Annotated in this window: 31 protein-coding genes and 1 tRNA gene; 2 read left to right on the forward strand and 30 right to left on the reverse strand. The window is 72.4% G+C overall.

Annotated features, from left to right (window positions below; translation table 11 throughout):
• Nucleotides 1-19: 19 nt before the first annotated feature.
• The 6 genes from ACFVWU_RS05845 to ACFVWU_RS05870 form a co-directional block, all read right to left on the reverse strand.
• Entirely contained in the window at nucleotides 20-373 is a 354-nt protein-coding gene (locus tag ACFVWU_RS05845) for a hypothetical protein (protein ID WP_387616163.1), read from the reverse strand.
• Nucleotides 374-421: 48 nt separating this feature from the next.
• Complete coding sequence (locus ACFVWU_RS05850; RefSeq protein ID WP_387616166.1) at nucleotides 422-652, reverse strand: MarR family transcriptional regulator; 231 nt, start codon at nucleotides 650-652, stop codon at nucleotides 422-424.
• 114 nt (nucleotides 653-766) lie between these two features.
• Nucleotides 767-1096 (reverse strand): esterase, encoded by a 330-nt coding sequence (locus ACFVWU_RS05855; protein ID WP_360466862.1) that lies wholly within the window; start codon nucleotides 1094-1096, stop codon nucleotides 767-769.
• 85 nt (nucleotides 1097-1181) lie between these two features.
• Entirely contained in the window at nucleotides 1182-1394 is a 213-nt protein-coding gene (locus tag ACFVWU_RS05860) for a hypothetical protein (RefSeq protein WP_387616169.1), read from the reverse strand.
• Between the two features lie 925 nt (nucleotides 1395-2319).
• Entirely contained in the window at nucleotides 2320-2664 is a 345-nt protein-coding gene (locus ACFVWU_RS05865; RefSeq protein WP_387616172.1) for a hypothetical protein, read from the reverse strand.
• 28 nt (nucleotides 2665-2692) lie between these two features.
• Complete coding sequence (locus ACFVWU_RS05870) at nucleotides 2693-3040, reverse strand: DUF317 domain-containing protein (RefSeq protein ID WP_387616175.1); 348 nt, start codon at nucleotides 3038-3040, stop codon at nucleotides 2693-2695.
• A 197-nt stretch (nucleotides 3041-3237) separates the two neighbouring features.
• Here ACFVWU_RS05870 and ACFVWU_RS05875 point away from each other — a divergent pair, with 197 nt between their 5' ends.
• A complete protein-coding gene (locus ACFVWU_RS05875) occupies nucleotides 3238-3498 on the forward strand; it encodes a hypothetical protein (protein WP_387616178.1) in 261 nt (86 codons plus the stop codon).
• Nucleotides 3499-3505: 7 nt separating this feature from the next.
• On the opposite strand, the gene ACFVWU_RS05880 is transcribed toward ACFVWU_RS05875, so the two are convergent.
• From ACFVWU_RS05880 to ACFVWU_RS05930, 11 genes are all read right to left on the reverse strand, one after another.
• Nucleotides 3506-3991, reverse strand: a complete 486-nt coding sequence (locus ACFVWU_RS05880; protein WP_387616180.1) for a hypothetical protein — start codon at nucleotides 3989-3991, stop codon at nucleotides 3506-3508.
• 30 nt (nucleotides 3992-4021) lie between these two features.
• Nucleotides 4022-4876, reverse strand: a complete 855-nt coding sequence (locus ACFVWU_RS05885; protein ID WP_387616182.1) for a DUF317 domain-containing protein — start codon at nucleotides 4874-4876, stop codon at nucleotides 4022-4024.
• 18 nt (nucleotides 4877-4894) lie between these two features.
• A complete protein-coding gene (locus ACFVWU_RS05890; RefSeq protein ID WP_387616184.1) occupies nucleotides 4895-5677 on the reverse strand; it encodes a DUF317 domain-containing protein in 783 nt (260 codons plus the stop codon).
• Between the two features lie 113 nt (nucleotides 5678-5790).
• The gene (locus tag ACFVWU_RS05895; protein WP_387616186.1) at nucleotides 5791-6612 is read right to left on the reverse strand and encodes a winged helix-turn-helix transcriptional regulator; all 822 of its coding nucleotides are present in this window, start codon (nucleotides 6610-6612) and stop codon (nucleotides 5791-5793) included.
• Between the two features lie 15 nt (nucleotides 6613-6627).
• Nucleotides 6628-7470 (reverse strand): hypothetical protein, encoded by an 843-nt coding sequence (locus ACFVWU_RS05900; RefSeq protein ID WP_387616188.1) that lies wholly within the window; start codon nucleotides 7468-7470, stop codon nucleotides 6628-6630.
• On the reverse strand, nucleotides 7467-8117 hold the full coding sequence (locus ACFVWU_RS05905) for a hypothetical protein (protein WP_387616190.1): 651 nt from the start codon (nucleotides 8115-8117) through the stop codon (nucleotides 7467-7469). Before ACFVWU_RS05905 ends, ACFVWU_RS05900 begins: the two co-directional genes overlap by 4 nt.
• A complete protein-coding gene (locus tag ACFVWU_RS05910; RefSeq protein ID WP_387616192.1) occupies nucleotides 8117-8608 on the reverse strand; it encodes a hypothetical protein in 492 nt (163 codons plus the stop codon). Before ACFVWU_RS05910 ends, ACFVWU_RS05905 begins: the two co-directional genes overlap by 1 nt.
• Nucleotides 8605-9345, reverse strand: coding sequence for a glycosyl hydrolase (locus ACFVWU_RS05915; protein ID WP_387616194.1), 741 nt, complete (start codon nucleotides 9343-9345; stop codon nucleotides 8605-8607). Before ACFVWU_RS05915 ends, ACFVWU_RS05910 begins: the two co-directional genes overlap by 4 nt.
• Complete coding sequence (locus ACFVWU_RS05920; RefSeq protein WP_387616196.1) at nucleotides 9342-9932, reverse strand: DUF4913 domain-containing protein; 591 nt, start codon at nucleotides 9930-9932, stop codon at nucleotides 9342-9344. The genes ACFVWU_RS05915 and ACFVWU_RS05920 overlap by 4 nt, the downstream gene beginning before the upstream one ends.
• Nucleotides 9933-10067: 135 nt before the next feature.
• Nucleotides 10068-10781: an HAD family hydrolase gene (locus tag ACFVWU_RS05925; protein WP_387616198.1), complete on the reverse strand. Its 714-nt coding sequence runs from the start codon at nucleotides 10779-10781 to the stop codon at nucleotides 10068-10070.
• Between the two features lie 29 nt (nucleotides 10782-10810).
• Nucleotides 10811-12019 (reverse strand): MFS transporter, encoded by a 1209-nt coding sequence (locus ACFVWU_RS05930; protein ID WP_387616200.1) that lies wholly within the window; start codon nucleotides 12017-12019, stop codon nucleotides 10811-10813.
• A 1211-nt stretch (nucleotides 12020-13230) separates the two neighbouring features.
• Here ACFVWU_RS05930 and ACFVWU_RS05935 point away from each other — a divergent pair.
• On the forward strand, nucleotides 13231-13845 hold the full coding sequence (locus tag ACFVWU_RS05935; protein ID WP_387616202.1) for a glyoxalase: 615 nt from the start codon (nucleotides 13231-13233) through the stop codon (nucleotides 13843-13845).
• Between the two features lie 215 nt (nucleotides 13846-14060).
• Here the strand turns inward: ACFVWU_RS05935 and ACFVWU_RS05940 are convergent, their stop codons facing one another.
• The 13 genes from ACFVWU_RS05940 to ACFVWU_RS06000 all read right to left on the reverse strand — a co-directional run bounded on the left by ACFVWU_RS05940 (nucleotide 14061) and on the right by ACFVWU_RS06000 (nucleotide 24127).
• Nucleotides 14061-14264, reverse strand: a complete 204-nt coding sequence (locus ACFVWU_RS05940; protein WP_358908729.1) for a cold-shock protein — start codon at nucleotides 14262-14264, stop codon at nucleotides 14061-14063.
• Nucleotides 14265-14691: 427 nt separating this feature from the next.
• Nucleotides 14692-15336, reverse strand: a complete 645-nt coding sequence (locus ACFVWU_RS05945; protein ID WP_387616204.1) for a hypothetical protein — start codon at nucleotides 15334-15336, stop codon at nucleotides 14692-14694.
• Nucleotides 15337-15601: 265 nt separating this feature from the next.
• Nucleotides 15602-15678 (reverse strand) — tRNA-Met (locus ACFVWU_RS05950).
• A 252-nt stretch (nucleotides 15679-15930) separates the two neighbouring features.
• Nucleotides 15931-16506 carry a hypothetical protein gene (locus ACFVWU_RS05955; RefSeq protein ID WP_387616206.1) on the reverse strand — a complete coding sequence of 192 codons (576 nt, stop codon included), beginning with the start codon at nucleotides 16504-16506 and terminating at the stop codon, nucleotides 15931-15933.
• Nucleotides 16503-17681: a DnaB-like helicase N-terminal domain-containing protein gene (locus ACFVWU_RS05960; protein WP_387616208.1), complete on the reverse strand. Its 1179-nt coding sequence runs from the start codon at nucleotides 17679-17681 to the stop codon at nucleotides 16503-16505. Before ACFVWU_RS05960 ends, ACFVWU_RS05955 begins: the two co-directional genes overlap by 4 nt.
• Nucleotides 17682-17900: a hypothetical protein gene (locus tag ACFVWU_RS05965; protein ID WP_387616210.1), complete on the reverse strand. Its 219-nt coding sequence runs from the start codon at nucleotides 17898-17900 to the stop codon at nucleotides 17682-17684.
• A gap of 28 nt (nucleotides 17901-17928) precedes the next feature.
• Complete coding sequence (locus ACFVWU_RS05970; protein ID WP_387616212.1) at nucleotides 17929-18414, reverse strand: hypothetical protein; 486 nt, start codon at nucleotides 18412-18414, stop codon at nucleotides 17929-17931.
• Complete coding sequence (locus tag ACFVWU_RS05975; RefSeq protein ID WP_387616214.1) at nucleotides 18411-20192, reverse strand: type IV secretory system conjugative DNA transfer family protein; 1782 nt, start codon at nucleotides 20190-20192, stop codon at nucleotides 18411-18413. Before ACFVWU_RS05975 ends, ACFVWU_RS05970 begins: the two co-directional genes overlap by 4 nt.
• A 104-nt stretch (nucleotides 20193-20296) precedes the next feature.
• Nucleotides 20297-20722, reverse strand: a complete 426-nt coding sequence (locus ACFVWU_RS05980; RefSeq protein WP_387616216.1) for a hypothetical protein — start codon at nucleotides 20720-20722, stop codon at nucleotides 20297-20299.
• Nucleotides 20723-20749: 27 nt separating this feature from the next.
• On the reverse strand, nucleotides 20750-21394 hold the full coding sequence (locus ACFVWU_RS05985; RefSeq protein ID WP_387616218.1) for a hypothetical protein: 645 nt from the start codon (nucleotides 21392-21394) through the stop codon (nucleotides 20750-20752).
• A 30-nt stretch (nucleotides 21395-21424) separates the two neighbouring features.
• Nucleotides 21425-22702: a hypothetical protein gene (locus ACFVWU_RS05990; protein ID WP_387616220.1), complete on the reverse strand. Its 1278-nt coding sequence runs from the start codon at nucleotides 22700-22702 to the stop codon at nucleotides 21425-21427.
• Nucleotides 22703-22834: 132 nt separating this feature from the next.
• Nucleotides 22835-23332, reverse strand: coding sequence for a hypothetical protein (locus tag ACFVWU_RS05995; protein ID WP_387616222.1), 498 nt, complete (start codon nucleotides 23330-23332; stop codon nucleotides 22835-22837).
• A gap of 33 nt (nucleotides 23333-23365) precedes the next feature.
• A complete protein-coding gene (locus ACFVWU_RS06000) occupies nucleotides 23366-24127 on the reverse strand; it encodes a hypothetical protein (protein ID WP_387616224.1) in 762 nt (253 codons plus the stop codon).
• Nucleotides 24128-24160 lie beyond the last annotated feature (33 nt).

Genomic DNA, 24160 nt, shown 5'->3' on the forward strand with positions numbered 1-24160 from the left:
GGCGGTCCTTCTCGTTCGGTCAGCGGGCTGGGTCTGGCGGAGTGGCTGGTGAGGGGAGTCGGCCGGAGGCGGTGAGCCGGTGGAGGCTGAGCTTGACGGCTGCGGAACGGAGGCCAAGGTCGGCGGCCAGTGCAGCGGGTTCGGGCGCGGCGGGGTGCTGTAGCCGTTCGAGGATGGCTCGGTCGGTCCGCTCCTCGGCTGTCTGCACGGTGCGGTAGGCGGCCAGCGCGCCGCCGCCGAGGGCGAACAGGCCTACGGCGCACAGCGCGTACGTACTGGCCACTGCGGCACCGGTTGCGGTGGCGGTGCCGATCGCGGAGGTGGAGCACCAGGCGATCAGCGCGCCAGGGCGGCGGACCGGGTGGTCGGGCATCGGCAGGTTGTCCTGTCAGCGCTCGTACGAGCCGCAGGTGCTGGTCGGTCAGCCAGAGGTGGGCTCGGGCTGGTTGCTGCGGAGGTCGCTTCGGTGGCCCTGGCCGAGGGGTTTCCAGCCCCTGATGGTGGCGGGCTTCCAACGGGGGCGGTCCGGGACGCTGGTGTCGTCAGGGGCGGGCAGGGTGCCCCTGTTCCTGCGGTTGCGGGCGGCGCCGACGCTGATGCCCAGGTGCGCGGCGACCTCGGCGTAGCCCCAGAGCTGCTGGTCGTCGGCCATGTGCGTGTCCTTCCTCGGTGTTCCGGTGATGAGCGTACGCGCCGCCGGGCGGGTGGGCGTACGGCGAGGCCGCCCCGGCCTGGTCGGCGCGGGGCGGCCTTGGGTGGTGTGTGTTCAGGAGTCGGCGAGGCGGTTGGCGAGTTCGAGGGCGGCAGTGGCGACGGCGAGGGCTGAACACAGGCCGGTGACCTCGTAGAGGGTGGGGCGCACCAGGCGGGGCCAGTCGTCGGGGGCGGCGGGCCAGGTGGCGAGATGGACGTCGGTGGTGGCGAGGCCGAGGCGGGCGGTGACGTCCCAGCCGGCCTCAGGGGCCTTCTCCCACCGGAGCAAGATGCGGCCGAAGGGGAGTCTGGGCACGGTGGTCGGGATCCAGAGGACCTCGATCGGCTGGTCGGGCGGTGTGGGGACGCGGCGGACGAGCGCTCCGCTCGCCCACGGTGGCATGGGGTGCAACGCGAACCTGTCGAGCGGCTGCGGGCGGCTGAGGCGGTAGTTGGTCGGGATGCGGTTCTCCTTCGGTCGGGGCGGTTCAGGCCCAGGCGAGTTCTTCGCGGACGGCGGTGGGCAGGTAGCCCTCCTGGCCGTCCTCGGCCAGGTAGACGAGGCCGTTGTGGACCGTGACGTTCGAGGCCAGCAGGTGGGAGAACGGCCAGTCCGGGTTCACGGCGAGCCGGACGCGCAGGTTCGGGTCGAGGTTCTGGAGCTGGGCGATCAGGTGGGCGACGGTCAGGTACTGGGGCACGGTTGTCTCCTCGGCGTGGTGGCCGGACGGGTGTCGGGGTGGTCCAGGGGTGTTGCGGGTCGAGCGGGGGGCGTCACACGGGCGGCCGGGGTGTCGGGCGGTGAGGAAGAACGAGGAAGGGTTCGTCGGCGGGCCACGGGTCGCAGGACTCCCAGGGGAAGTCCCGGGCGAGGAGCACGGTGCCCTCCGGCCACTCGACCTCGGGCAGGCCGCAGACACCGCATCCACACGTCGGGTTGTACGGTCCGGGGCCTGCCCGGTAGGGGCCGGAGGCGAAGTACTCGGTGCGGCGGTAGCGCCCGGAAGCAGCGGGTGCGAAGGCGGAGACGATCAGGTCGCCGGAGCGGACCTCGTCGGCGCGGACGATCCGCAGGGCCGGGCTGGCGAGGATGCGGCGGGAGGCGCGGTGTTCGGTGGCGGCGGTGACGATGAGCGGGTGGAAGTCGACGTGATGGGCGCTCGTGGCGGTGCCTCTCGTGGGCGGTGGGTGCCCTGGGATTGGCCGGGGGTGCTGGCGGTGGTTCAGTCGGCGAGGCGGTAGGAGCGCAGGGGCAGCGGCTCGCCCTCGGTAGCGAGGAGCGCGAGGGCGTCGTCGGCCAGGCGGTCGAGGGATCTGGCGACCGCGCGGTCGCGCAGGCCGAGGGCCGTGCCGATCTGGCGGACCCGTGCGCCTCCGGGAGATTTGGCGAGCTGGACGACGATACGGGCGTCCCGGCGCAGGCCGCTCTCATGGACGTCGTCGAAGGCCAGCAGCAGGCCGCTCGCGCTGAGGGCGAGGCCGAGGCCGAACGCGGTGGACTCCGGTGGGACGGCGAAGGCGTTGGCCAGGCCGAGCGCGGCGATGGCCGGGCCGGGGATGCGGGTGAGATCGATGGTGATCGTCAGAGTTGTCTCCTTCGTCGAAGTTGGTTGCGGCGGTGGGTGGTTAGGAGCGCTGGTGCGGAATGGGCGGGGCTTCGCCGCCGTGGGCCTCGATCAGGTCCCGCACCAGGGCGACAGGGACGTTCAGGTACACGGACTCGGTGGGGTCGTCATCCTCGGAACCCGGGTCGAGGTAGGTGCTCCAGGTGTCCCACGGTTCGGGGCGCCGGGTAGGGAAGCCGATCTCCAGTGTCTGGGCGGGCAGCAGGAGCACGTCGGCGGGGGCGGGGGCGAGCACCGAGAGGCAGAAGCCGTCTGCGCACATGATGTGCGGGTCGTCCAGGGCAAGGCCAAGCGCGTTGCGCGCGGTGCCGTGGGTGATGCGGCGGTCCAGTCGGGGTGTGGGCAATGGGTCCTCCGTGCAGGGGTGTTGGGGATCAGCGGGTGGGGTTGGCGATGAGCGCGGCGAGGAACCCGGTGACGGCCTCGGAGGGGGTGTGGATGCTGAACTCCTGGGTCCACGCGTCGGTGTCGGCGGGCTGGACCCGGATGCGCCAGACGATGCCGCGCTGCCAGGCGCCGGGGTCTTCGGGCAGCCAGCCGACGTAGACGCGCCCGTCCGGGCTGGTGCAGTGCACGTTGGCCTCGGGGGTGTCGACCATTGGCCAGCCGAGGCTGTCGAGCAGCGTGAGGACCGGCTCCGCGCTGTGGTCGCAGGAGAGCCAGGAACGGTCCTCGGCGGTCGGGCGGACGGGGGCGGGCAGGAGGCTGCTGGGGGTGTTCACGGGGGCCGGTCCCTTCGTTGACCTGCGGTTTCGGCGACACGAGTACGTTGACATGCCGCATACCGAAGTTCGTAGTCGTTTCCCCGGGCCGGCGGTCTGCCGTGGGCGAACTGGGAGGGAATGGATCGGAGCACCCGGGTGCTGAACCAGGGTTACGGCGTGGGGCCGTAAGTGGCGCGAGGGGGACAAGGGCGTTGGTGCCGAGCAGAGGCCGGGACATGGCGGCGCTGGAGCGCAAGGTCCGGGCGGTGGGGCGGGCGTGGACGATGGGTGACGTCGTGGTGATCGCTGATGGCCAGTGGGCCGTCGCCACGACGAGCCGCGCCGAGCGGGAGCAGGACGAGGCGGTCGAGGCGCGGCTGGCGGATGGTCAGCGGATGGAGCTGACCCTGGAGGAGCTGGCCCGCGTGGTGGGCGCCGTCGACCCGGGCGCCCACCACGACCGGGAGGCGAACTGACCGGCGGCTAGCGCCGGTTCGCCACGTTATGGGCCGCAGAGGCGGCGGCCGGTGGGGCGGGCTGGTCTGCGGGCAGCCCCAGGGGGCGGGGTGCCTGCGAGGTGCGGGCGGTGGCGGCCCGTACTCGCTCGGCGTCGGGTCCGCCTTTGGCCTTGACGGCGAGTTCGCGGGCATCGACGACGTGGCGGATCATCTGGAGGGCGGTGTTGCTCTCTGCGTAGGCGGTGCGCAGGGCGCTTGCCGAGGCGGTGATCCGGTCGAGGTCGTAGAAGGCGGGGACGTGACCGGGCCGGGTAAGGGCGTGTAGCCGCTCCTGGTGCACGGCAGCGGAGTTGGAGACGACGACGAGGTGGGCTCGATGGTGCATGGCCGAGCGCAGCATCGGGTCCTCGACAGGCAGACGGGGCGCGGCCTTCTCCAGTTCGGCGATGGGTCGGCCCCAGGCGCGTTCGATCATCGCGTCCGCGTGGTCGAGGGCGGTGGCATCGGGCACGGCGTTCTCCAGGGTGCTGGTGGGGGTCGGTCAGTGGGAGCGCCCGGCGAGGGCGGACTGCCGGGGTGCCGGCGGCCCGGTCGCGGTGGTGTAGGCCAGGGCGGAAGCGGGCCGGCGCGAGGCTGCGAGCGAGCGGGCGGTGGCGGCCTGGATGCGGGAGATCTCCAGCGGGGTCGGCGCCACCGGGACGGCGATGGCTTGCCGCGGTAGGCGGTTGAGGGCGGAGGGCCGCAGGTAGCGCTCGACCGGTGCGGGGTTGGCGACGGCCGTGGCGAGCGCGCCGAGTAGCTGGTCGGGGACGTTTGAGGAGGCGGTGGCGTACCAGCGGTGCTCTGGCGGCCCGACTTCGAACAGCCAGCGCTCCGTGTCGCCGGCCATCTCGGCCTCGTGGCGCAGGTGGCCGCGCCGTCGGTGCAGGGTGACGAGCCGGTCGGGTGTCTGGAAGGCGGTGTCTGAGGGACCGGGGTCGATGCGCCAGCCGCTGCGCAGGAGGTCGTTGGTGGTGTCGAGTCCGATCCTGGCGCTGCCGCCCAGGACGGTGTCGGGGTCGTTGGCGTGGACGGCGGCGAGAGCGGTGGTGAACTCGCCGACGATCTCCGGCGGGGCTTGAAGGTCGAAGGTGATCAGCCACTGCGGCGGCGCGAACGCGTGGGTGTGGGCGCTGATCGACCACAGCTCACCGTGCTCGCCCTCGGGCAGGAAACCGCAGCGGACGGTGTGATCAGGGGTGGTGACGAAGACGTTGTCCAGGTCGTCCCGGCTGAAGTTCCAGCCCGCGTCGATCAGCGGCTGAAGTCCGGGGTCGCCGGTGTGGGTGGGGCCCGCGAGAAAGCGGGGCGAGACACGGTACTCGCGCGGACGCTCGAGCCAAGGGTAGTCCGGCATGGGGAGGCGCTCCTTCGGTCAGCGGCGGCGCGGGCCGACGGCCCCGGTCGAGTTCGGTGCGCCGGCAGGCGCGGGCGGTTCTTCGGGGCTCAGGGAGAAGGACGCCGGTGCTGCGCGTCCGGTGGTCACGTGGGGACGGTTCGCGCGCGGGATTTCCGTCCGGAGACGCCTGGCCGGATGCACGGCGAGGGCGATGGCGGCGTTACAGAGGAGGTAAAAGGGGACGCCGATGGTGAAGTCCGCCTGCCAGAGCGGGTGGTGGGGACTGCCGGCGATCACGCTCCAGGACGGAGCGGCCTGGCCCTCCAGCTCGGCCTCCGGCGGCTGGTAGCCCACCCGGTGGCGGTAATAGGCCCGGCCGTCCGGAGCGATCTGGTCGTGGAAGCCCTTCGGGCTGTTCGGGTTCGGCCACCAGCCGCGCTCGGCCAGCAGGGAGGCGGGGCTGCCCGGCTTGTACCGCGGACCGCCTTCGAGGTAGTCGCGGTGGTTGCTGCGCAGGCCGTCGATGAGCGGGGTGGTGAACGCGGCGGTGATCTCGGCCGGGGTGCCGGGGCCGAACCGGGCAGCCCAGAGCAGCTCGCCGCCGCGGGCCGTGTACTCGCGGACGGTCCACGATCCCTGCCCGGCTGCAGGCTCGTGGGTGACGGTGGCGCGCCCGCAGGGGCTGATGTACCGGAGGACGTCAGTGCTCTCGGTCCTGGACCAGCCGGGGGCGGTGTCCAGCGGGAAGGTGACGGTGAAGGGGTCGCCGGGGCCGGCGAGGTAGAGCGGGCGGACGTACACAAGGGGGAAGGCGGACACGGGGGTTGCTCCTGGTGGCGGGGAGCGGGCCCGTGCGCCGTCGGCGGTGACCTGACGGCGCACGAGCCCGCCGGGGCGGTGGCGGTCGGGTCTGGCCGGGGTGTTCACGGCGGTCACCTGCTGCGGGCGGGGATGGAGCCGGCGGTGACGGCAGCCGGAACGCGCGGCTGCGGCAGCGGGGAGTGGCTGAACAGGGTGGAGGGGACGGCGCTTCGCCGCAGGGCCGCCGCGGTCCGGGCAGCGTTCGCTCCGGTGACCGGGGCACCGAGGGCGCTCGTCGCGGTCGGCACCTGGACCTTGGGGGCGGAGGAGTGCCGGTTCTCCCACTGCTGCACCGCTGTGAAGACGGGGCCCAGGGCCCGTCCGGCGTCGGTCAGGGTGTAGGGGTCGCCGTGCCGGTGGCCGGTTCGGGTGACCAGCCCGTCCGCCTGCATGCGGTTGAGGCGGGTGGCGATGAGCTGCTCGTAGTCGCCGACCTGCTCGGCGAGATGGCTGACACGCATGCTGCTGCGTGCCGAGAGCAGCCGGACCACCTCGGTGGTGTCCACCAACTGCAGGCGGTGCAGCGCGTCCTCGATCCGGCCGGACCGTCCCTGGGGCGTGTGATCGAGGTGGTCCGAGGACCACTGGGCGAGGGCCCGGTAGACCGGGCCGAGCGTGCGCGCCCGGTCAGTGAGCCGGTAGGGAGCCGTCCGGTCGAACTGGGCATCGCGGGTCACCAGGCCGGCGGTGGACATCGTGGTCAGCCGCTTGCTGGTGTACGTCTGGCTGAGCGTCGGGAAGTACTGGCCGAAGTCGCGAACGCGCAGCTCCGGCCCGTACTTGGCGATCGTGTGGACGAAGGCGGTGGTCCACTTCGGGGCGAGCCGGCGCAGGGTCGTCTGGACGGCCTGCGCGTCGGCGCGGGCGAACTCGGTGGCGAGGGTCTGGGACATGGCGATGGTTCCTGGTCAACGGGAGTGGGCCGGCTGGGCGGACATGCCGGGGGCGGACGGCGCAGGCCCGGTGGCAGGTGATGCGGTGGAGCCGGTGGCACTGCGGGAAAGCGCGGCGGATACGCGCTGGTCGGCGGCGCGTGAGGCGTCGAGGAGGGCCTTGCCGGCGGGCGTGAGCGAGAGCAGGTGACCGGGCCGGTAGGACGAGGTGCTGGTGTCGGCGACGACGAGGTCCACGGCCATCAGCTCCTCGACGATGTGTGGCCAGACCGACGGCGCGTCCCCACTGCCGTCGGACATGAACTTGTAGCCGTAGACGGCGCTTTCACACAGCCGCAGTTCACCGCGGTCGATCGCCGACAGGGCCTCGAACTCCCGGATGCGCGGGTCGTACCGGGACGGCGCGCTGGGCAGGTCGGGCTCTGCGGCCGGCACCGGGGAGACATCGGCCGTCGCGTGCTTGAGAGCGAGTGAACTCTCGGGCACCGGCACGCCCGCCTCGGCGCACCTCTCGTAGGCGCTGATCGCACCGGTGAGCTGCTCGAACGCCGCGCCCCGGCCAGCGCTGAGCAGCTCGACCTGGAGGCCGACGGACTGCAGGATGCCGTTGACACCGCGCATCGAGGCATGGTCTCCCCGGGCGATCGGTGCCAGGCGTTCGATCACCTGCCGTGCCTTCGCGGTGAGGTCCTGGTGGAGCCGGTCGACCTCGCGGGCTGAGGATGCCACCATGAAGGCGAGGCGTCCGACGGCGTCGTAGCCGGGGTAGCCCGCGCTCAGTTCCCACGGATTCGGAGCGCCGAGGCGGTCGAAGACCAGGTGGGCGCCGGGGTTCTTCAGCGGGTCGTGGGGATTCACTCGGCCGACTCCATCCGGGACAGGAGGGAGCGGACCAGGGCGGGCAGGCTGCCCGGGCCCTCCCCACCGAGCGGGACGGCGCTGACCGACTCGTCCAGGAGCTCGCGGGCATCCTCGAACAGACCGCCCGTGATCTCCGTGCACGCCTCCGCGAAGGCGGCACAGGCGACCAGGGCTCCGCCGAGAACGTGGAGATACAGGCCGGGCGGAAGGCCGGCCTCGGCGGCCAGGGCGGTGATGGCCTGCTGGTCCGCCGTGGAGTAGGCGGTCATGTCGAAGCCCGCCACTTCGCCGGCGCTGCCGGCCCCCGCGTCGGCGGTGCCAGGGAGACCCGCGCGGGTGCACAGCAGGTCGACGACCTGGGTGAGTTCAGCGAGGGACTCGGTCAGCCAGCCCAGGGCGGAGGCGTACGAAGCGACGGTGAACAGGACGGCGGGGGTGGCCGGGTACTCCTCGGCCAGCAGGTCCTCCATGCGGAAGGCCAGTTCACCGACCACATCGGGCCCGGCGGCCAGCGGACCGAGGACCGGCTGGAGGTAGGAGCGCGACGGCGGGGCGGAGTGCTGGGCGGTGACGATGGCGGCGACGGCCTCGGCCGCCTCGACGAGCCACGTGGCGAGGTCGGCGTGGGTGGGAGCGGTGGTCATCAGCGGGCCTTTCGGGTAGTGGCGGTGGTGGCGTAGCCGGGGGAGGCGGTGGTGTAGGCAGCGCCGGTGCCGGAGTTGGGTGCCGGGGTAGTGGAGCGGGCGCGGGCGGCGCGGACGCGGGCCTCCTCGGCCGGGCCGAGGCCGATGGGGAGGTTGAGTCCGGTGCGGCCCAGGCGGTTCTGGGCGGAGCGATAGACCTGGTAGTCGAGCCGGGGACCGGCAGCGACGAGGTACACCTCCCGTCGGTGCTGGGAGTCGGTGGGGGCGTCGCGGAACTGGACGACCAAGCGGTGGCTGGCCCACTGCTCGCCGACGCCGAGGTAGATCTTGTGGCAGCCCTCCAGCCGGCCTTCGAGGCGCTTGGCGACGCGCTCGCCGTGGACGAGGTCCTGCAGGTGCAGCAGGGCCTGGTCGCGAATGGCGTCCGGGAGTTGGCGCAGATCGGCGATGGCGTCGGGGTGGGCGGCGAATCCGTACCTGGCGCGGCTCACAGGGACCGTCCCCGATCCGGCTGTGCGGCGGCTGCCGCGGGTGCGGAGGCCTCGACGGCGGCGGTGATCGGCGCGGTGGTGCGGGCGAGTGCGGCGCGGGTGCGCAGGGCGTCGGCGTCGCGCCGGTACTCGGGCGGCTGTGGCAGCGGCGTGCTCTGCGTGTACAGCCAGTCTTCGGCGGCGGCGTAGTCGGGGAACGCGCCTTCGCGGACCGTGTAGGTGCCCTGGTCCGGCTGGGACTGTTCGATGAAGACCCGGACCGGCACCTCGATGGCGTGCCTGTCCATGGCTATGGTCCACGCCTGGGTCGGGTCCTCATCGGCGGCCTTGACCTCGATGAGGTCGTAGCGCTCGCCGGAACGGTGGATCTGGTCCTCGATCCGGGTGGTGAGTTCATCGGCCGGGGCGAAGGGGGTGCGCAACTCCATCGCCTCGGGCGGGCAGCCGCGGTCGGCGAGCCACTTCCGCGCGAACGCCACGTTGGCGTGCGCGAAGCTGTCCATCGCGAACGTGCCCTGGGCCCGGTCGCGTTGGACATCGAACGTGGCGATGTTCGGCAGATCCCGCTCGACGTCCCACGTGGCGGCGGTGTCGAAGGTGAGGAAGAAGCTGCGCTCGCCGACGTCGTGCCGGGCCAGGAGGTCGTAGTCGCTCTCCCAGGTGTACCGCCACAGGTGGTCGGAGTGGTCGTCGGCGGGGGACAGGCCGTCGACGTCGAAGTCGAGATCAGTGTTCATGCGGCGAGTCCCAGCTGGTCGGGGGTGGACAGGAGGCGATGGGCGGGCCGGGAGGGGCTGGTGGTGCACGCGGCGAACGGCCCGTCGGGGGAACGGAGTTGGAGGAAGGCGTGGTCGAGGTGGTCGCGGTGCCAGGTGGAGGGCCCGGTGTGGCCGGCCTCGGCGGCGGTCAGTTGCTGCCACGCGAGCCACAGGGCGTGCAGGCGGGCGACGGCCTCGGGGTGCTCGTACCAGCGCGCGCACCAGGGGCGGTTGGAGCTGATCTCCCGGCCGTAGGCGGGCAGCAGGAGGTGGGTGACCCAGTTCGCCAGCCCGGCCAGCTCGGCGGCGTACTGCGCGCCGCCCATCGCCAGGATGAACAGGGGCGGGGTCGCCTCGGGTTCGCCCTCGGTAGCGGGGCCCGGCTGCTCGGAGCCGGGCCCCGCGTCGGGCTCGGTCGCGGCTTCGGAGCCGAGGCGGTCCAGGAGCACGCCGTGCTGGCGGACCTCGGCCATGGTGCGGTTGAGCGCGCTGACGAGGTCGTCGAGGTCCTCGTCGGGGATGCGGATCGGCTCGGGCTCGGAGGCGCCCGGCAGTGGGTCGGACATGGCACATCCAGGGGGTTCGGACGGGCAGGGGATGGGGCGGTGGGTCTTCTTCGGCAGGGCACGGCTGGTCTCCGGTGGTGCGGGTGAGGAAGAGGATCCGCAGGATCGGTGGTTTGGTACGGCCGCCAACTCGTGCTAGACGCACGCCGGGTGAGCACGCCGGGAGGCAGCGAGTCGCAGGCCGAGGACGACGGCGTCGGCGAGGGTGTCGGTGAGCGGGTGGCCGGCGGCGGCGAGCTTGGCAGGGTGGTGGAGCCCGCCGGTGTGCAGCACCGCGAGCGCCCCGTTGGCGTGGGCGGCATCCGCGTCGTCGATGGCGTCGCCCACCAACAGCACCCGGTGCGCCTGGTCGGCGAGGCCGAGCGCTTCGAGGTGGGTGGCGAGCGGGGCGGCCTTGGTGCCGCCGGAGGGCCCGGTGCGGCCCTCGACCCGGTCGAAGAAGTGCCCGATGTCGGCCTGTTCGACCTCGCGGATCAGGGTGTCGTGCGGGCACAGCGACAGCAGCGACTGGGTGTGGCTGGCCTCGCGCAGTGCGGTCATCAGCTCGATGGCGCCCTCGCGTACGCGCACCGGCTGAGCGCGCAGGTGGGCGAGGAAGGCGTTGTCGCTGGAGATCCACTCCTGCTCGGTGATCGTCCGGCCGAGCAGGCGGGCATAGAAGTTCGGGATCGGCACGGTGTGCTTGGCCCGGTAGGTCTCCCGGTTGACCGCTTCGCCGCCGAGGGCGGGCAGGGTCGCGTTCAGCGCGGAGACGTGGTCGTCGAGGTCGTCCTTGACCGTTCCGTTCCAGTCCCAGACAACGTGCATGCGGGTGGCGGGAGTTGCGGCGGCGAAGAGGGTGGTGTTCACGGCGGTGTCCTTCGGGATGAGCGTGGTAATCAGGCGGAGAGGCGGTCGTTGAAGCGGCGCATCAGCCACAGCGCGAAGGCGGCCCCGGCGAGCGGGACGGCGGCGACGAGCAGTGGGCCGGCCGCGTCGGCGAGGGAGGCCAGGCCGGTGCCGGCGGCCTGGCCGACGCCGATGCAGGCGATCAGCCAGGCGAACGCCTCCGTGCTCTCGCCGTACGGGGCGAGGCGGTCGATGGTGAGGAACGCGGCGGTCAGCAGCGGCGCGAGGAAGGTGCCAGGCAAGGCCGCGCCGAGCACGGCGACGGCGGGCGCGGGGTCGGGCAGCAGGGGCAGCCATCCGGCCGCGAAGCCGGTGGCCGCGGCGACCAGGTGCTTGGCGGGGGCGCCGGGCCAGGCGTGGCGGCCGTAGGCCAGGCCGCCGAGCATGCTCCCCAGGGACAGCGCGGCCGGCATCACCCCAGCCAGCCACCCGGCGTGGTGGCGCTCGGCCGTGCTGATCGCCAAGACGTTGACCGCGCCGAGCGCGACACCGGTGCCGATCAGCGCGGCGAACAGCACCCGAAGGCCCGGCACCCGCAGCGGACCCATCCAGTGCACCGCTTCGGTGACCTCGGCCGGCGTCCAGGCGCGGGAGGGGCGGGAGGTGACGACCAGGCCGGTGCCGAGCAGGCCGAGCGCCGCGGTCGCCACCAGCGCGGTGGTCGCACCGGCGCCGACGGCGAAGCCGGAGGCCAGCAGGGGACCGGCAACGAACACCAGGCCCTGGGTGCTGCTGTCCAAGGAGAGCGCGGCGCGCTGATGTTCGGGATCGGGCAGAAGGCGCGGCCACAGCACCCGAAGCCCGGCCTCCAGCGGCGGCGTCGCCAGCCCCGCGACCAGGACGGTCAGCGCGGCGAGCACCGGGTGGCGGGCCGGGCCGGTGCACGGCAGCAGCAGGAACGCCGTGCTGGCCGCGATCGTGGCGGGGACGAGGACCTGGGTCTGGCCGTGGCGGTCGACCAGGCGCCCGAGCAGCGGCTGTCCCAGGGCCGAGGCGAGGCCGTAGAGGGCGCCGAGCAGTCCGGCCAGGGTGAGGGGGCCGTGTTCGGCGCGCACCATCAGCAGGATCGCGATCGGTGCCATGCCGGTGGGAAGGCGGCCGATCAGGGTGCCGCCCAGCAGCCGGGCGACGTGCGGCGAGCCCAGGACTGCGCGGTAGCCGCTGCCCTGGGCTGGGCCGGTGACGGTGGTGGTGCTCAAGGAGGACGTCCTTCGGTTCTACGGCCGGCGGCGCGCGGGCGCGCCGGGCCGGGGCATGCGCAGGCATGACAGCCCCCTCGGTTGGTGCGGCTGCGGAGAGAAGAGTCCGCGGATTCCGGGATTTGGTACGGCCGGGAAAAAGAGGTAGAAGCCCCCTTACCCGGCATGGCAGCGCGGGCAGCGCGAGAACGGTGGCGCCAGCAACTCCAAGGCGCGTGCGGCCTGTTGGGGCACAACTCCGTTGCCGAGAGCGGTGAGCTGGGCCGGGTGGCCGAGCCCCGGGGTGGCTGTCACCCGGCCCGGCTCAAGCCCTTGCATCCACTCGACGAACTCGGCCCGGAGCTTGCCGCTTTCGTCGGTGGGCGGCGGCGCCGGGCGGGTGAGCGTCTCCCATCGGGCGACGGCGCCGGCGTACGGTCCCCATCGTCCGGGGTCGGGCCGTCCTACGGCGCGGCCTCCGGCCACAGCGGCAGTGCCACCGCCTCCGGCGCGGGCGGAGCTGGCCGCATGAGGGAGCGCGAGGCCGGCTGCCGGGGTGAAGAAGGCCGGAGCGACGCTGCTGCCGAGGGCAGGGTCAGGTCCCCACCGCCGTGCCGCTGGTTCGGCGAGTCCTTGACTCCGTCCGGTGCCTTCGGGGTGGGCAGCAGCCACTCCACCTCGTCGGGGTCTTGAGCAGCACCGACCCCGGCGGGCCAGGCGGTGAGGAGGACCCTAGCCCGGTGGTGAGGCGCTCCGTGTCGGAGGCGCGAAGCGCACGCCATTTCGGGCTCTTCTGCTCCATCTGTGGGTCGCTTCGGAGAGCCTCACGCAGTGCACGCCGCTTCCTGAACAGATCTTGACTCATCGGCCAACATGACAGCGCCTCGTCGCCCGGGTACTGCCGACAGCGTCGCATCCCCCGGTACCTCGGTGGCCGTGCCGCTTGCCTATCGCGCAGCGCCAGGCTGCTCAGCCTTTCCCAAGCTCGCCGAGCGTCCAACCACTGGTCGCATCGATCGGGCCCTCCACGTCGGCAGGTCGACAGACGCGACCGCAGCCAGGCAGACAAGGCTGTGACCTGGCTGGATGACCTATCGGCACCCGCAATGCTGAAGGTCGGTGCGGAACATGAAACCCGAAACGGACCTCGGGCAGCACTGCCTGAGCCACGTTCGGAGACCGGTCAGGATTCGAGAAGCGCCGCTTCCAGGGGCCCAACTACCTTGATGGACATGACCTTCATCGAGAACGTAACCCTGGATGTGGCGGACGAGACAGTCGCCAAGGAGTTCTACCGCACGGCCTTCGGGCTGACCCCGGAGCAGCTGCGGGTGCGGGCCGGTGTGGAGGCGAGCAGCGGCTTTCGGGGGTATGCGCTGTCTCTGACGGTGGCCCAGCCGGCGAACGTCAACGCCTTCTTCGAGGCGGCGATCGCTGTCGGGGCGACGGTGCTGAGGCCCGCGAGCAAGTCCCTGTGGGGCTATGGCGGCGTGTTGCAGGCGCCGGACGGGGCCATCTGGAAGCTGGCGTCCTCGGCGAAGAAGGACAGCGGGCCGGCCAAGCGGGAGTTCGAGTCGCTGGTGCTGCTGCTCGGGGTCGAGGATGTGCTGGTGAGCAAGCAGTTCTACGTCGAGCAGGGTCTGACGGTCGGCAAGAGCTTCGGGCGCAAGTACGTGGAGTTCGCGAGCGGCGATGCCCTGGTCACGCTGGCCCTGTACCGCCGCACGGCCCTGGCCAAGGAGGCGGGCGTGGCTCCGGAAGGGAGCGGATCGCACCGGATCACGCTCGGCGGCGGGGCGGCGGCGTTCACGGACCCGGACGGGTTCGCCTGGGAAGAGGCGGCGTAGCGCCCCAGGTCCGCAGGGAGCGGTCGGGGTTTCCGATGGCGGCCGGGGGTCTTGCGCGGCGTGACCGGCGGCATGGGAACCGGCGGTCGATCCGGGCTCGGGGCCGGCGCTGGATGCGCGGCTCGCGCTGCAGTTGTCTGCATTTCCTGGAAACAGCACAAACCGGGGTCCGCACCATGACGGTGCGGATCCCGGTGCGGATACGCGTCCGGCGATCAGGCGGGGACGATGTTCTCCGCCTGCGGGCCCTTCTGGCCCTGCGTGACCTCGAAGGAGACCCGCTGGCCCTCCTGGAGCTCACGGAAGCCCTGGGTCGCGATGTTCGAGTAGTGGGCGAAGACGTCGGGGCCGCCGCCGTCCTGCTCAATGAAGCCGAAACCCTTTTCGGCGTTGAACCACTTCACGGTTCCCTGTGCCATGACCTTCTCCTTCTGTAGGCAGAGGCCCCATCCGGAGATGCCGGAAACAAATAATGCGCCTGAGGGAGGAACATTCCCGTCAGACGCACATAGGTTCATGGGTACCATAACTGCAACTTCGAAACGGTAGCACGGCTCGGGGGCCCGTGGTGGATCATCGAGGCGCGTACACCACGACCTCGAACTGCGGTACCCCGTGCGCAGTTCCTCCTCCGCTGCCCAGATCCGATTGTCGGCCGCAGCGGGGAGGGGGCGCGGACGGCGTCGGCCGCCTTCTGGTACCAGTGCCGTCGAATGCATCCGCTTCACACAGCTGGGCCTGGACGGTGACGGCCCCACGGTGCGCAGGGGCGGCCGGGCCGTCACCGTCGGCCAAGGCGCAGCACACCGCCCCCGGCCCCGGCAATGAGATCGGGTCTGTGTGCGGTCAGCTGTCGAGCGCCGCGTACATTCCCCGCTTCGGGTTGGTGGCGCGGCTGGTCTTCGCGAGCTGGCCGAGCAGGGCCCGCACGTTGTTGACGTTCGCGGCAGTGCCATCCAGTCCCAGCTTGGCGGTGACGTCCTTCGCCGGGACCGGCTCCGTAAACTCGCCGAGGGCCGCGAGGACTCCCTCAGCACTCAGACGGCCGCGCTTGGCAGCAGCCGGCTGCTGCTGTCCGGCGGCAGGCTTGCGGGGCGCGGGGACCCGGACGCCCTTCGTGGCCTTCCGAGCGGAGGCCTTCGCGGAACCGGCCTTCTCTCCCGCTGGTGCGGCCTTCTTGGCCGCAGGCTTCCGCGCTGCCTTCCTGGCGGTCGGAGCCTGGGCAGGAGCGGTCGGTTGCTGCTCCGTGGTGTCCTGCGTGGGCTGAGCCTGGGCGGGCAGTGCCTGAGCGGCGACCGCAGCAGGATGCACCAGGCCGGCGGCCGGAAGCGTGCGCAGCACGCTCAGGGCGTTGAGGGCGGCCTCCTTCTTTGTGCGGATCTCCTCCAGCGCTTGCAGGGCCCGTCGTTCCTCCTCCTCGAACTGGGGCAGCACCGTTTCCAGCACCGCGATGACCGAGGTCGCGTCGAACTGGACTGCGATCGGTTCCATGGATTACCTCACAACACAAATGGAATGGTGTCCACGGACTTTACGGCCAATTGAAGGCTCAGCGCCTCCCGGCGGCAGACCGACCACCGACTTTTAAGAAAAGGCGCTTCGGGCCGCCATCTCGCGAAGTGTCGGCCCTCGGCGCTCCGCGTGGGCTCGGCTGGGGAACTGCGAAGTCGCAGGCTGATCCGCCCACTTCCGCGTGCGCTGCTGACCAACGAACAGGGCCGGGGCCCGCGCAATCATGCGCAGGCCCCGGCCCTGGTGGTAGCGGGGACAGGATTTGAACCTGCGACCTCTGGGTTATGAGCCCAGCGAGCTACCGAGCTGCTCCACCCCGCGTCGGTGGGATCACCCTAAGCGATGACCGCGCCAACACGAAATCGGCTTCCCACAATGGGCCACAGCCGAAGCCACCGTGTCGTCGTCGACCGGCGGGCTGGGCCAGCGGGAGTTGAGCCCGGCGCCAGCGCGGGCGCCTGCAGCTTCGACTTGAACGCTTCCAGCCCGGTGCCGCAGGACTGCGGGGCCAGGGGTTCGCTGGCGGGGGTGTGTATGGCGGATCCGTTCGTGGGGGCTGGCGTGGTGGGTGGTTCAGCGGAAGCGTGCGGCGGAGAAGGCCGGCGACGCAGGGGGCTGCGCCGGGTTCGGTGCGGGCCCTGCCGCCACGGCGGTGGCCGAGCGGCTTCGGGCGGCCTGCACTCGGTTGTCGTCCGGCGCGATGACCGACGCCGCCTGTCGCAGGGTCAGGGCGGCCTGATGGAGCTCGCCGCGGGCGGTCTCCGAGGCGAAGTCGATGACCTGCCTGGCGTTCTGGCGAAGCCCCTGGACCTTCAGACCGTGGCGCTTGTCGTCCGTGCGTTGCAGGTAGGTGAGTTGCTCGGCAGCCTCCCCGAGGTCGGAGGCGGCCCGACCGAGATGCCCGATCGCTTCGGCGTACGCCCCGGCGGCACGGAGCGCATGGTCGGGTGCGGGCTGGTCGGTGATGCGGGTGGTGAACTCGGTGCCCATGGCCTGGATGAGGGAGCCGAGTTGGGAGATCTGACGGCTCAGGGCAACAGGGTCCGACACCTGAACGGGGAAGCCGGCAGCGAGCAGCAGGTCCCTCTGCTGCTCCAGGGTGGTCGCGTGCTCGTGGAGGGCGAGGGACTCGCCGTCGGGAGTGTTCACAGGAGGCTCCGGGAGGGCTGGTGCGGGGTAGCGCGGTCGCGGCCCCGGTTCGGCGGCGGGCCGACGGGAGGGACGCGGTCCGGTGTTGGGGTGTTGCGGGCCGGTGGCGGCGTGGGGCTGCGGGCGAGTGCCGCCTGGACGCGGGCTGCTTCGCCGATGTCGGGCCGGGTCTGCGGATCGGACGGGGACGTCGCCGTGAGCCAGCGGGCCCGCACCTCGTCGAGCGGGCCGAGGGCGTGCAGCGCATGGCCGATCAGCTGCCCGGGTGCGAGGCGCCGGTTGTCGGCGTGGGCGGCGATCTGCAGCGCGGCGCCGACAGCGGCGCGGGTGACAGAGGAACGCAGGAGCTGCTCGCCAAGCCACTCGGCCGAACCCGCCGCCCCGTCGCGCAGCACGGGCCCGAGCCGCTCCTCGGTGAGCGTGCCGTCCGCCAGCAGGCCGCGCCGCTGCACCTCCCACAGGGCGGTGACCGGGTCGATCGGCTCACCCCGGTGGTGGAGTGCGCCCAGGCAGCGGTAGAGCTGGCCGTGGCCGGGATCGGCGAAGTCCTGGGGACGCAGCCAGTCGAAGACCTCCTCGATCGCTCCGTCTTGGTTCACGAGCAGGGCCAGCAGGAACTGCTCGTCCTCCAGCTGGGCCGCCGCCGGTTCGGCACCGGCAGTGGTGATCGGCAGCGCCCCGGGAGCGGCGGCGCGGGGCTGCGTCCCCCACCGTGCGGCGAGTTCCTCCAGCACGCCCACGAAGACGTCGGCCTGGGCGACGGCGCCCTGGACCTCGGCCTGGCCGGCGTCCTCCTGGGCGACGGAGAGCAGGCGGGCAGCGTGCTCGGCGACGGTGCGGTGGATCGAGCCCTCCAGCACCATGCGCCCGTAGACCGGGGCATGGGCCGGACGGGGACAGGCGGCGATCAAGGTGTGCGGGTACGAGGCGGTGAGCCCGCGCACGTGCTGGCCGGCCTGGGCGAGCGTGTCGGTCAGCCACGCCAGCGGCACCGCGCCCTTGGTGGTGAGCGCCGGGTGGCCCTCGGCACGGAGTCGGCGCAGTGCCGTGAACAGTGCCTGATGCGCGGGCCGGTAGAAGTCGCGGGCCTCCAGCCAGTCGAGGTTGCCGAGCTGGCGCGGGTCGAGCAGGACCGCGCCGAGTACGGCCTGCTCGCCCCGAAGCAGCGGGTCCATTTACCGCTCCCGCTGCTGGGCGCGGAGCTGGTCGACCGCGCGGTCGGCGGCGGCTTTCGCGGCGGCGAAGCGGTCCAGCTCGCCGGTGAACGTGGGGTCGGTGGCGAGGATCGAGCCGTCGCCGGTGATCAGCCACCATTGGCTGCCCCGGCGGACGACCGGCGCACCGGTGAGCGGCTTCGGACGGCCACGTCGGGTGGGCGAGTTGTTGTCGGACATGGAGAACTCCTCGGGGAGTCGGGCGGATTCAGCGGCGACGGTGGGCTGGGGTCGCGGCGGCTGGTGCGGGGGCCGGCGTCTCGGTCGGGAGGGCACTGGGCCGGGCAGGCGAGGCGGCGGTGGCAGCGCGGACCCTGGCGTTGTCCGGTACGGGGCGGCCGTGGGCGCGTACGGCCTCGGCGGTTGCGGTGAAGCGGCGCCGGGAGGAGTCAAGGCCGGACGGCGGTGCCCACCTCGCGGCGTTGGCGGTGAGCGCCGGGGCGAGGGCGGCGACCTCGCTGGCGGGAGCCGAACCGCAGGCGAGTAGCCGGGACTGCGCCGACCACAGGTCCAGGAACCAGTTCCCGTCGTCCAGCAGGACCGCCTGCACGTGGGCAGCTCCCGGGGCGTCCTGGTAGACCCAGGTGCCGCTGCGCGGTTGGCGCCAGCGAGGCCCGGCGAACGGCGGATCGGGCACTGCGGCCTGGGGGTTGGCCCCCGAGCGGTTGAGGGCGGAGGCGTTCGAGATGGTCATGCCGCCAGCCCGAAGCCGTCGTGGTCACGGGACTTGGCGATGGCCCGTTCGGTGATGGCCTTGGTGGCGCGGGCGGAGGCCGGGCCGATCTCCTTGGCGGAGCGCTCCTTGTACCAGGGCTTGAGGTCGAGCATCGCGACCCGCATGCCGGTGGCGAACAGGAGGATCTTGCCCTTGGGGAGCGCGCGGATCTCGTCCGGCGGCAGAATCCGTTTGGTGCGCATCGACACCGAAGTCGATTGGCCGCCGTCGGAGTTGGAGACGGAGACGGTCTGCACGTCGTGCTCGCCGATCTGCCGGGAGAGGCGGTCCGCGAAATCGGCGTCGTCGATGCCCGAGCCGATGATCTTCGTGGTGGCGGCGGACCAGAGGGCGTCCATGCCGGCCTCGCCCCAGCAGCGCTGGCCCTGCCGGTAGGACTGCAGGATGGTGATCGGGATGACGCCCCGGCTGCCCAGATGGGAGTAGAGGTCGGGCAAGTCCGAGATCTTGCAGACGTTCGCGGCCTCGTCGAGGACGCACAGGGCAGGCGGGTCGAGCCGTCCGCCGTTGCGTTCGGCGACGATGACGGCGGCGCGCATCATGGCGTCCGCCGCAGCCGCGATGATCGCGCTGGCGGAGCCGCCGCCGTCCTTGCTGAGCAGGAACAGCGTGTCCCGGGAGGAGGCGAAGTCGAACGGCTTGAACTCGGGCAGGCCGGGCGCGGGGGTGACCCAGGCGGCGATCTCCGGGTCCAGCAGGCAGCTCGCGTACTGCCTCGCCGTCTCGTAGATGCCGTCGCGCGTCTCCGTGGCGCCCGTGACGGTGCCCTGGAGCTGGGCGGCGACGGCGTGGTGGCCGGCGTCGCCGAGCAGGTCGACGGGGGTGCGGTCCGCCGGAGAGGCGAGCCAGGCCAGCACGTCGGTGATCGGACGGCGGTGGCTCGCGGCGGCCAAGAACAGCGCCCCCAGCGTGTTGGCGGCAGCCGTGGACCAGAAGTCGGAGCCGCTCGCCTCGTCCACGCTCGCGGTCACGAAGTGCCCGGCGAGGCGCTTGGCACCGGCGAGGTCGCGGGCGTCGGCGAGGATGTCCCACCACATCTCGCGCGGGTGGTGCGCGATCTGCTGCGGGTCCAGCGTCCAGACCCTCCCGACCGTCGCGCGGGCGTCGACGCACGCCGTGTAGGCGTCGTTCGCGGCCTTGTTCGAGGTCAGCAGGACGGGACCGGGGGCGGCGAGGATCGCGGGGATCGCGATCCCGGACGTCTTGCCCGAGCGGGGCGCCATGATGGCGACCATCACGTCCTCCCACGAGGCCCGGACCTCGGCCCGGCCAGGGGAGAGCGTGCCGACCAGGATGCCGCGGTCGGCCGGGGCGATCTCCTTCTGGTCCTTCAGGCTCGGGCGAAGGCTCCTGGCCTTCTGCGTGATCTCCTTGTCGAGCAACGGCGCGATGTCCGTCTTGCGGGCCAGGCCGCTCTTCGCCCCGGCGCGCCGGCGCAGCACGATGACGAGCGCGGTGCCGCCGAGGAGAGCGGTGACCAGGCCGGGGACGATGCGCGCGCCGACCAGTACTGCGGTCGGGGTGAGGTGCGGCCACAGCCGGTCGGGGTGGAGCAGCGCGTCGGTGACGCGGAACGGAGTCCAACCGCCGGAGCCGATGAGGGCGTTGGTGAGGTTGCCGGTCAGCCAGGCGAGGCTGCCGAAGGCGAGGGCGGCGCCGAGGACGCCGAACAGGAGGTAGAGGAGCGCGTCGGTGCCGGTGCTGGTCGACGGCGCGTTGGTACGCGGGGCAGGCAAGGGAGGTTCCAGGTGTGTGCGAGCGGGCGGCGGGCGGTGCGCGCTCGGCTCTCGTACGGATCACGGAACTTGCTCTCCTTCGAGGGGGGAGGTGGAGGAACGTTTCAGCGGGTGCGGTGGGTCGTGCGGGTGGTGGTCGGTGTGGCTACGGTGGGCGGCGGGGCGGTGGTGGCCCTGGCGGATGGGGAGGTCTGGCGGGCTGCCGCGAGCCGTTGCTCGTCCGGCAGGACGATGCTGTTGCTTCCGACGTAGCCGATGACCAGGTGCGGTTCGATCGCGACGCGGTACCCGGCGTCGTCCAGCAGGCTGGCTGCGCCGGACGCGGCGCTCAGCTGGTCAGCGCTTGGCCGGTCCGGAGGGAGGCTGTAGGCGGCGGGGTTGCCGGGGGCGGGCGGGGCGGTGAAGCCGCACTCGCGCAGGATGCGGTCGATGAGGCCGGGGGCGTCGGTGCGGCAGTCTGCCCAGATCTGGCCGTCGCCGCCGTGGTAGATCTCGACGTCGGTGCCGTAGGCGTCGACGAGGTTGCCCATGATGGTCTGTCCTTTTCGGTGGTGCTGTTAGCGGGTGCGCCGCGGTTGGGCAGCCGGGGCCGCGCTTGGCGTGGTGGTGCGCTCGGGGGTGGTGGAACGGATGTTGGCTGCGGTGGGGGAGCTGGCGACGGCTGCCTGACGGCGTTGGGCGTCCGGCGTGGGCGGCGGCACGGCGCCCATGACGTCGTGCAGCAGCTCGCGCGTCCGCAGGACGGGCAGCAGATTGCCGAGGGGATTCTCCGCGACCTCGGCCGGGCAGTCGGCGATTCGGACGAGGGCGGTCTCCAGATCCTCTTGGGCGAGGGTCAGCATGCGGTGGGCAGAGGCGAGTTGGGTCCAGACCTCGGCGACCGGTCCGTGGTCCGGGGAGCCGAGTTCGACTCGCACCCTGGCCCAGTCCGCTGCCGCCGCTACCAGCTCGGTCAACTGCGGGAGTGGGCCGACCAGGGCGCCGGTCGTCTCCTCGATGATCCCCGCGACGTCCTGAGGGCTGGCGTCCTCCTCCAACCGGACGACCATGCCCGGCAGCGAGTAGCGGTCGGCGGCTGGCGGAGGGAAGTAACGGACCTGGAGAGGCGGTTCGGACGGGCCTTCGCCGCGCTGGGCCAGACGGACGTTGTGCTGCATGGCAGCGCCGACCGCTTCGCCGATCGAAGAGTAGTACTCGGGCACCGGGGCTCCTGGGAAGGGGAGATGACGGGTTCAGCGGCCACGGCCGGCGCCGGAGACCGCTGCGGCCGACACCGGCACCGGTGCGGCAGGGCCAGCGGTTGTCCGCAGGCCGGCCGCGGCGGCAGGGGAGACGGCGAGCGCCGCGCTGGTGACGGCGGGCGAGGGGTAGACAGCCGCGGTCTGCTCCTGGCGGGCGAGTTCGCGCCCGTCCGGCGGAGCACCGAGGGAGCGCAGATCGCCGATGGCGTCCACGAGTTCCGCCTCAGCGGTGCCGACCCATTCGGCAGCGGTGGAGAAGCGGTCGGATAGCTCGTACTCGTCGGGGTCCAGGTCGGTGACCTGCTCCGCCGCAGCCTCCAGCGCTTCCCGCAGTCGGGCGAGGACGCCGTCGTCGGGGTCCAGGAGCTGGTCGATCGCCTCGGCCGCCTGGGCGGCGGTGGCCGCGCCGCGGATGCGGTCGGTCAGCTGGAGGACCTGCTGGCCGGTGACCTTGAGACCGTTCGGGTCGGTGGGCGTCAGCCGGTTGAGGTCGAGCTTCGGGTCGAGGTCGACGCTGTAGCGGGCGGCGCGCAGCATCTCGGTGGCGTGGGTGGCGATGGCGGCCCGGTCGGGGGTGGCGGTGGTGGTGGGCAGCCGGTGCCGGCGACCGTACCAGTCCTCGGTCTGCCGAAATCCGGCTGTTCGGAGCAGGGTGGCGGACAGGTCGTCGCTCGAGCCCTTGGCGGTGACGCTGCCGCTCGGCTCGATGCTGATGGTGATGACGGGGGCGGGCATCCGGTAGTCCTTGGCGGTGGTGATGGAGGGGGCGGACCGGGTGAGGCCGAGTTCGGTGGCGATGCGGTTGCACTCGGCCTGCACGTGGAAGGCGTCCCGGTACGAGCTGTGAATGTGACCGTCTTCGCGGACGAGGGTGGCGACGATGTGCACCGAGCGGTCGAGGTTGCGGATGGCAGCCCACCGGCAGCCGTCCGGGTCGCCCTCGGGAGCGAGCCCGGTTGCGGCGACCACACGCCGGGCGACGTCGGCCCACTGGGCGTCGGTCAGGTCCGGCTGGCGGGGGTCGGAGCGCACCGAGCACAGCCACACCGGCCGGTCGGGTGCGCGGGCGCCGATCCGTGCGGCCGGGGCGTCCAGCACGCCGCCGCCGAGGACTTCCTGCGGGTCGCCGAAGAGGGGCAGCTGCTTGTCGGCACCGCGGTAGTCGGCGGCGATCAGCCGGGGCCGCAGCCGGTAGCGGGGATCATCCTGTCCGTAGAGGGCGGGAATCAGCGCAGCCGTCGTGGCGGCGCGTTGAAGGTGGGCGATCACGGCGTCCCCTCTCGGACGATCGGATGGCGGTGCCCGGCGGCGCGGGCTGACGGGACGAGGATCCGCAGGATCTGCGGTTTGGTCCGGCCGCCGACCGGTGATAGAAGCCCGCCGCCGGGCACCGCCTGCTGGTCACACGAAGGGGTTCTCGGTCGGGCGGTCGCCGTCCGTCGCCGCGTCCAGCAGCTCGGGAAGATCGCTCGGTTCGGAGGTGCGCTGGTCGATCCACCAGCCGGCACGGGTGATGGTGCGAGCCTGGTCCTCGATCTGCTCCCACGCGGACTCCGGCATCCCGCCGTCCAGGACCAGCGCGGCGTAGGCGGCGGCGAGAACCTGGTGGCGGCAACGGATGCCCCAGGCCGTGCCCTTCTCAGTGCCCTCCAGCGGCGGCATCCGGTACTGCTCGGACCAGGCGTCCGATTCGGCCTGCTCGGCCGCCCGCTTGGCCTCCAGCCATGCCGCCTTCTCCGCCTCGTCGCCGGCCTTCGCCGAGCGCCAGCAGTCCGTACACTCCTGCTTGGCCAGCCACTCGGCGAACCCGGCCCGCCGGTCGGCCGGGCGGTCGCCGAGGTTCCGTTCCACCTCGTGCCCGCACGAGTGGGTGATCTGCCAGACCTTCTTCACAGCCATGTCTGCTCTGCTCCTTGGGTATCGGGGTGGTGGTCAGCGAGCACGCGCGAAGGCGATGCGCGGATCGACGGCCGCCGGGGGCGGGACGGCGGGCGCCGCGGCGGCGCGCGGCCGGGAGGGCGCGGCGGCGAGGACGGCCTCGTCGACGCGGAACTTGCGCGTGGTGAACGCCTGGTGGGTCGTGGCGTGGTGGGCGGCGACGTCTGCGGCGAGCTGCGGTTGCACGGCCACGCGCAGGTCGCCCGCACGGTGCGTGGCCGTGGTCGCGGAAGCCAGACGCTCCAGTGACTCGCCTCGGCCGACGGTGGAAGGAAGGGTGTAGACGTCGAGAGGGTGGTTGAACTGCCACCCGTGGGCTTCGAGGATCTCTCCGCCGCGCTCGACCGCGTTGACCGTGTCGGCGGTGGCGGCGACGATCCCGAGCCGGGGGTGTTCGGCGAAGGCGATGTCCGGCTCCGGATCGGGCTGCCGGTTGGTCTCGGGCTCGTCAACACCGGTGTGTGCAAGGACCCGTGGCGCTTGGATGGTGTTCGCCGGGGCCAGGGACATGTCGGTGTCGACGCGGTAGCCGGCGCCGGTGAGTAGCTTGGCGGCCCAGGCGGCGCGCTCATCAGCCTCGCGCTGCTGGTTGGTGAGCGCGAAGAGATTCGGGTGGCCGGGAATCCGCTGGAAGTCGAGGCGTTCCAGCATCCACTCGGCGGCGGCCGACTGGGTGGGGAGAGCGGCGACGATGCCGTGCTCGGGGTGGCGCCCGATGGTGACTTCGGGCAGGTGGCTGGGATCGGGGGACGACACGGTGGAACTCCGCTTCGCGGTATGGACGGTGAG

It is taken from the genome of Kitasatospora sp. NPDC058190 (assembly GCF_042883685.1).
Classification (GTDB): Bacteria; Actinomycetota; Actinomycetes; order Streptomycetales; family Streptomycetaceae; genus Kitasatospora.

Coding starts and splice junctions, on each gene's coding strand:
- ACFVWU_RS05845 (WP_387616163.1), bottom strand. CDS start 373: ATGCCCGACCACCCGGTCCGCCGCCCTGGCGCGCTGATCGCCTGGTGC.
- ACFVWU_RS05850 (WP_387616166.1), bottom strand. CDS start 652: ATGGCCGACGACCAGCAGCTCTGGGGCTACGCCGAGGTCGCCGCGCAC.
- ACFVWU_RS05855 (WP_360466862.1), bottom strand. CDS start 1,096: ATGCCACCGTGGGCGAGCGGAGCGCTCGTCCGCCGCGTCCCCACACCG.
- ACFVWU_RS05885 (WP_387616182.1), bottom strand. CDS start 4,876: ATGCCGGACTACCCTTGGCTCGAGCGTCCGCGCGAGTACCGTGTCTCG.
- ACFVWU_RS05895 (WP_387616186.1), bottom strand. CDS start 6,612: ATGTCCCAGACCCTCGCCACCGAGTTCGCCCGCGCCGACGCGCAGGCC.
- ACFVWU_RS05905 (WP_387616190.1), bottom strand. CDS start 8,117: ATGACCACCGCTCCCACCCACGCCGACCTCGCCACGTGGCTCGTCGAG.
- ACFVWU_RS05915 (WP_387616194.1), bottom strand. CDS start 9,345: ATGAACACTGATCTCGACTTCGACGTCGACGGCCTGTCCCCCGCCGAC.
- ACFVWU_RS05920 (WP_387616196.1), bottom strand. CDS start 9,932: ATGTCCGACCCACTGCCGGGCGCCTCCGAGCCCGAGCCGATCCGCATC.
- ACFVWU_RS05935 (WP_387616202.1), top strand. CDS start 13,231: ATGACCTTCATCGAGAACGTAACCCTGGATGTGGCGGACGAGACAGTC.
- ACFVWU_RS05940 (WP_358908729.1), bottom strand. CDS start 14,264: ATGGCACAGGGAACCGTGAAGTGGTTCAACGCCGAAAAGGGTTTCGGC.
- ACFVWU_RS05945 (WP_387616204.1), bottom strand. CDS start 15,336: ATGGAACCGATCGCAGTCCAGTTCGACGCGACCTCGGTCATCGCGGTG.
- ACFVWU_RS05960 (WP_387616208.1), bottom strand. CDS start 17,681: ATGGACCCGCTGCTTCGGGGCGAGCAGGCCGTACTCGGCGCGGTCCTG.
- ACFVWU_RS05965 (WP_387616210.1), bottom strand. CDS start 17,900: ATGTCCGACAACAACTCGCCCACCCGACGTGGCCGTCCGAAGCCGCTC.
- ACFVWU_RS05970 (WP_387616212.1), bottom strand. CDS start 18,414: ATGACCATCTCGAACGCCTCCGCCCTCAACCGCTCGGGGGCCAACCCC.
- ACFVWU_RS05980 (WP_387616216.1), bottom strand. CDS start 20,722: ATGGGCAACCTCGTCGACGCCTACGGCACCGACGTCGAGATCTACCAC.
- ACFVWU_RS05995 (WP_387616222.1), bottom strand. CDS start 23,332: ATGGCTGTGAAGAAGGTCTGGCAGATCACCCACTCGTGCGGGCACGAG.